Raw genomic sequence first — 6000 nt, forward strand, 5'->3', positions numbered from 1 at the left:
AGCAGCATTCTCGAACAGCAAAGTTCATCCCTCTCGCTCGGTGATCACGAGAAGCCAATCCCCGTCTCCATCCGTGTTCGGCCCCGGTATAGGGATGTCGCCGTTCTCGTCGGAAGTCGCCGGCTGCCGAGGCCCGGTCGCGTCGGCGGGGTCGACCCACTCGAGGGTCGCCTCCTCCGGTACCAACGCAGGATCGAGCCGGATCGTGCGCTGCGTCGGAAGGTAGACGACGGCGAGTGAACCGTCGGGTGTCCGGGCAGCGGTGACGTACTCGTCGTCGAGAACGTCGATCATCTCGTCACTCGTCCACGGGGTGCCGCGACCTGCGACGACGAGCGGTTCGTCGATATCCGGCACGAGCTCCCACCACGGCCACGACTGCCACAGTTCACGTATCGCTCGCAGCTGTGCGACAGCGGGAGTATCCAGACGGGTTTCCCACCCGTCCGGGAACTCCCAGTCGTCGGAACCCCGGAACTCGCCGGGCGAACCGGAGGTCAGTGCCCACAACGCCTGACGTCGGAGTGTCTCGTCGGTGGTCGGTGCCGTGTCCTCCTGGTTGTTCTCACCTTCGTAGTTGCCCTCCGAGAACAGTGCGGGTCGCGGGTCGCGGGTTCCGTCGGCACGCTCGTAGGCCTGCAGGACGGCCTGATAGGTGGGCGCGTAGGTGTAGACGAAGTTCCAGTCCACGACCGGTTCCCAGAACGGGTGATCCGTGGACAGCAGCTTGTCCCACCCCAGTTGGATCGTGAACGGTGCGTCGGAGCCGGCATCACGGATCCCGTCGAGCATCGCGTGCAGCACGAGATCCGACTCGGCACCGGCCGCGAGATCCTCCGCCTCCGGTGAGTAGTCCCCGCCGGTCATCCAGACGATGTTCGGGAATTCCGCGTACCGCTGCGCGAACCGCCGTCCGTACTCGAAGGCCTGTTCCGGCGTGGTCGACGCGAAGACGTGGGTGAGGTTCCACCCGTCCATCGGATACAGAAATACCGTGTTCCCGTGGCGGCACGCGATCCGGAGGTAGTCGTCGACACGCGACCAGTACACCTCGTTCCACTGCGTGATGTCGCCGTCGACGAACGGTTCGATGCCGTCGAAGGTGGCGCCTTCGTAGCTCGGGCCGCCGTTCACCGGCACGACGATCGCCGACATGATCGAGGCATTGAACCCGTTGATCTCGCGGTCGGTGAAATACAACTCGGCCTGCTCGGGCGACCAGTCGGCCATCCCCGACCACGGCGAGTCGCCGCGGACGAGGACGGGATCACCGTATTGATCCTCGAAATGGCGGCCATCGGCGCCGACGGACGAGACGAAGCGGTGGTCGGCGGCATCGCAGTCCGCTTCGACCGCCGGGACGTTCGTCCGCTGTTCCTGCTCTCCCGCGTTCGAACAGGCCGCGACCAGCAGCAACACCATCACAAGGACTGCCTGTTTCATCGTCACCCCACCGCGCCCGTGGTACGTCCAGGCTACGGAGGAGATCGTGGCTCCGAGCGAAAACACGGAACCCGTCGTCGGCGACAACCCGCGCTGGGGACTTCTTCCTCGACAAGGACCGACGTTCAATTCCGACGGACGCGGACGGCGGTGCCGGCGCACAGCACGACGACGGCACCGCCCGCAAACACTGCCCATGTCAATGGTTCTCCCAGCAGCCAGGCGGCCCAGCCGACCGTCATGATCGGCTGGGTCAGTTGCACCTGCCCGACCCGAGCCATCGGCCCGATGGCCAGACCTCGGTACCACGCGAAGAACCCGAGGAACATGCTGACGATGCCGAGGTACGCGAACGACGCCCAGTGCGTCACCCCACCCTGCGGCGGTCCGTCGGCGAGCGAGACCAGGGTGAGTGTCACCATCAACGGTGACCCCAGCACCAGTGCCCACGAGATCGTCTGCCACGCACCGATCTCCCGCGCCAGCAGCCCGCCTTCTGCGTAACCGACGGCGGCGGCGACCACCGCGCCGAGCAACAGCAGATCGGCTCGACCGAATCCCGCGGCACCTCCGCCACGCAGGCCCGCGAAGGCCATGACGGCGACCGTCCCCGCACCCGCCGCGACCCAGAACGGGGTGGGCGGCCGTTCGTGGGCCCGCAACACCGCGACCACCGCGGTCGCAGCCGGAAGGATCGCGATGACGATCGCGCTGTGGTTCGCCGGTGCCATGGTCAGGGCGTACGAGGTGAGCATGGGGAATCCGATCACCACCCCACCTGTGACGACGGCGATCCTGCGCCACTGATGCGTGTTCGGGAGTCGTTGCCCCGTGAGCGCGAGCGCCAGAGCGGCGAGAACCGCCGCGACGACCGCGCGGCCGGCGGCGACGAACAGCGGTGACATCGCCCCGTTCTCGACGGCGATGCGGGTGAGCGGCACGGTCAGGGAGAAGCCTGCGACGCCGAGCAGACCCCAGGCGAGCCCGCGAGGATCGGACGATAGCACTGGCCTGCCGGACACAATAGCGCTACTCTTCAATCTCATGTCGAACAGTAGCAGTTCCCAGCTCGTCGCGGAACTGACCCGGTGGATCGCCACCGCAGCACCCGGCGCCCGGTTGCCGTCGACGAGATCGCTCGTCGCGCAGTACGGCGTCAGCCCCGTCACGGTGCAGAAAGCATTGAAGACACTCCAGACCCGGGGTCTCGTGGAGAGTCGCACCGGTGTGGGAACCTTCGTCCGCCGGATCCGCACGTCGAACACGATCGATCACAGCTGGCAGACGGAAGCGCTCGGAACGGCTCCCTCGTTGCCTCGCGCCTCCGCCGCCCTGCGCACCGTGTCCAACGATGTGGTCTCACTCCACTCCGGCTATCCCGACCGCACGCTGCTTCCCGAACGCCTTGTCCGCGGAGCATATTCACGCGCAGCCCGCAGCGACGCCGCCGTAGGACGGACACCTGCTGCAGGACTTCCCGAACTGCAGGAGTGGTTCGCCGCGGAGCTGTCGGAAGCGACGAACGCGCGCACGGCCCCGCCGTCCGCGGGCGACGTGATCATCACCCCCGGCAGTCAGAGCGGGCTCGGGTCGATCTTCCGCGCACTCGTCGGCGCCGGTAATCCCCTCATCGTGGAGTCACCGACCTATTGGGGTGCAATCCTCGCGGCCACGAAGGCCGGCGTGCAGCTCGCACCGGTTTCCAGCGGACCCAACGGGCCCGATCCCGACGAATTGGCCCGCGCCTTCGATCGGACCCGGGCCCGCGCCTTCTACGCACAACCGAACTTCGCGAATCCCACCGGGGCGCAATGGTCGTCGTCGACCGGCGAGCGGGTCCTCGACGTCGTGCGCGATGCGGGAGCGTTCGTCATCGAGGACGACTGGGCCCACGACTTCGCGATCTCGGCCCCGTCCGTTCCGCTGTTCGCCCGCGACGATTCGGGCCACGTCGTCTATGTCCGCTCCCTGACCAAGAGTGTCGCGCCGTCGGTGCGGGTCGCGGCGATCGTCGCGCGTGGACCGGCTCGCGAACGCATCCTCGCCGACGTGCAGGCCGAATCCGTCTATGTGAGCGGCGTTCTCCAGACGGTCGCGCTCGACGTCGTCACCCAGCCGGCATGGCAGACCCATCTGCGGGCGGTGCGGCGCGAGCTCGAATCGCGCCGCAACCTTCTCGTGAGCGAACTTCGTGAGCTCGCACCGGATGTGGCTGTCGACGGGCTACCGTCCGGTGGGCTCAACCTGTGGGGCAGGCTCCCGGACGACGTCGACGCCGAGGCCGTCGCGCACGAGTGCGAGGCCGCCGGGGTGCTCGTCGCGGCAGGTGACGAGTGGTTCCCGGCGGAGCCCACCGGTCAGTACCTCCGGCTCAACTACGCAGGACCGAATCCGGCGGCCTTCCGGGAGGCCGCGCGGGTCATCGGGAAAGTCGTCTCCGGCGGGTGAGGGCGAGCGGACGTCACCGGCTCGTGCGGCGCCGGCGGGCCTTCCTCACCCGGGTGCGTTCGTCCTCTGTGAGCCCACCCCAGATCCCGTAGCGTTCACCGGAATCGAGGGCGTACTGCAGGCACTTCTCCCGCACCGGACAACGAGCGCAGACCTTCTTGGCCGAAGCTATCCGGTTCTCCCTCGCGTCGCCCCGCTCGTTGTCCGGGTGGAAGAACAACGATCCGTCTGCGTCGCGACAAGCCGCGTCCATCTGCCAATCCCATTCCTCGGTAACGGGAGGCGGCAGATAGAGCAACTTCAGCGCGGGCATGTCCTACCTCCCTCCGTTGCGCAGGGTGCGGTAGACCTCGATCAGGTGGTCGGTGGACGCGTCGCCGGTGTCGGGGATCTCGTCGCCGGCGAGCACCGACTGCAGGGCGGTGGCCTGGGTCTTGCCGAGTTCGACGCCCCACTGGTCGAACGAGTCGATCCCCCACACGACGCCTTGGACGAAGGTCTGATGTTCGTAGAAGGCGATGATCTGCCCGACCACCGACGGGGTCAGTTCCGGGGCGAGGATCGTCGTCGACGGCCGATCCCCGGGCATCACCTTGTGCGCCACCAACGCCTCGTCGACGCCGTCGGCGCGGACCTCGTCGGCATCACGCCCGAAGGCCAACACTTTGGCCTGGGCGAACATGTTCGCCAGCAACAACACCTGCATGCTGGTCTGCCCGTCGCGGGCCGGCAGGTCGTCGCCGCTACGGGCCAGGCCGAGAAAGTCGACGGGGACGATCTCGGTGCCCTGGTGCAGCAACTGGAAGAAGGCGTGCTGACCGTTGGTACCGGGCTCACCCCAGAACACCTCCCCGGTCGGACACACCACCGGTGTGCCGTCGGCGCGCACGGATTTGCCGTTCGATTCCATGGTCAGCTGCTGCAGATAGGCCGGCAGCCGCGCCAGATCCTGCGCATAGGGCACCACCGCGCGCGACCGATAACCGAGGATGCTCGCATTCCACACCCCGATCACCCCCGCCAGCAACGGTGCGTTCTGTGCCGGGGCGGTGGTGGCGAAGTGGGTGTCGATGGTGTGCATGCCGGCGAGGAACTCGGCGAACCGCTCGCGTCCGATGGCGCACATCACCGCCAGCCCGATCGCCGAGCCGACCGAATAGCGGCCGCCGACCCAGTCCCAGAATTCGAACATGTTCGCCGGGTCGATGCCGAACTCGACCACCCGCTCGGTGTGCGTCGACACCGCGACGAAATGCTTCGCCACCGCGTCCTCACCGAGGGCGTCGACGAGCCAGCGGCGGGCGGCGGTGGCGTTGGAGAGGGTTTCGAGGGTGGAAAACGTCTTCGACGCGACGATGAACACGGTCGTCGCCGGGTCCAGGTCGGCCAGTGCCGCGGTCAGATCGGCGGGGTCGACGTTGGAGACGAACCGCGTCGCCGGCCCGTCGTGGAAGCGCCGCAGTGCGCGGGTGACCATTGCCGGGCCGAGATCGGAGCCGCCGATGCCGATGTTGACCACCGTGGTGATCTGCTGCCCGGTGGCGCCGCGCCAGTCGCCGCTGCGGAGGCGGTCGGTGAACTCGCCCATCCGGTCGAGCACGGCGTGGACATCGGCGACGACATCGACCCCGTCGACGATCAACTGCGCATCGCGGGGCAGACGCAGGGCGGTGTGCAGCACCGCCCGATCCTCGGTGACGTTGATGTGCGCACCCGAGAGCATCGCCTCCCGAGCCGCGGCCACACCCGTCTGCTCCGCCAGCTGGAGGAGCAGTTCGAGAGTGCGACCGGTGAGACGTTGTTTGCTGAAGTCGACCACCAGATCCCCGGCGTGCGAGGTCAACGCCTGCGCGCGCTGCGGTTCGATCGCGAACAGCTCCCGCAGGGACACCGCGGCGATCTCGTCGCGATGGGCATCGAGGGCTCGCCAGGCCTCCGTGGTCGTCACATCCTGTGTTTCCGTATCCATGTTTCTGCCAACGCCTTTCGTCACGCCAGTGCGCGCAGGCGCGGGGCGAGGTCCCGTTCGAACAACTCCAGGAACCGCTTCTGATCATGACCCGGCGCGTGGAACACCAGATGATTCAACCCCGCCTCGACATACGCCGC

The 6000-nt window shown here is 67.6% G+C and carries 5 protein-coding genes and 1 pseudogene; 1 reads left to right on the forward strand and 5 read right to left on the reverse strand.

The features are described from left to right. Nucleotides 1-24 precede the first annotated feature (24 nt). A complete protein-coding gene (locus tag AC6CID_RS12170; RefSeq protein WP_033096414.1) occupies nucleotides 25-1443 on the reverse strand; it encodes a glycoside hydrolase family 140 protein in 1419 nt (472 codons plus the stop codon). 125 nt (nucleotides 1444-1568) lie between these two features. Beyond that, a complete protein-coding gene (locus AC6CID_RS12175; RefSeq protein ID WP_006553753.1) occupies nucleotides 1569-2450 on the reverse strand; it encodes a DMT family transporter in 882 nt (293 codons plus the stop codon). A 37-nt stretch (nucleotides 2451-2487) separates the two neighbouring features. Between AC6CID_RS12175 and AC6CID_RS12180 the strand changes: the two genes are divergently transcribed. Beyond that, the gene (locus AC6CID_RS12180) at nucleotides 2488-3891 is read left to right on the forward strand and encodes an aminotransferase-like domain-containing protein (RefSeq protein WP_039585050.1); all 1404 of its coding nucleotides are present in this window, start codon (nucleotides 2488-2490) and stop codon (nucleotides 3889-3891) included. A gap of 13 nt (nucleotides 3892-3904) precedes the next feature. Here the strand turns inward: AC6CID_RS12180 and AC6CID_RS12185 are convergent, their stop codons facing one another. From AC6CID_RS12185 to AC6CID_RS12195, 3 genes and pseudogenes are all read right to left on the reverse strand, one after another. Next, entirely contained in the window at nucleotides 3905-4204 is a 300-nt protein-coding gene (locus tag AC6CID_RS12185) for a WhiB family transcriptional regulator (protein WP_039585051.1), read from the reverse strand. Between the two features lie 3 nt (nucleotides 4205-4207). Then, complete coding sequence (pgi, locus tag AC6CID_RS12190; RefSeq protein ID WP_217579449.1) at nucleotides 4208-5860, reverse strand: glucose-6-phosphate isomerase; 1653 nt, start codon at nucleotides 5858-5860, stop codon at nucleotides 4208-4210. Between the two features lie 20 nt (nucleotides 5861-5880). After that, nucleotides 5881-6000, reverse strand: a pseudogene (locus AC6CID_RS12195) (glucose-6-phosphate dehydrogenase (coenzyme-F420)); the annotation flags it as partial.

The organism is Rhodococcus sp. GQ147 (assembly GCF_059759155.1).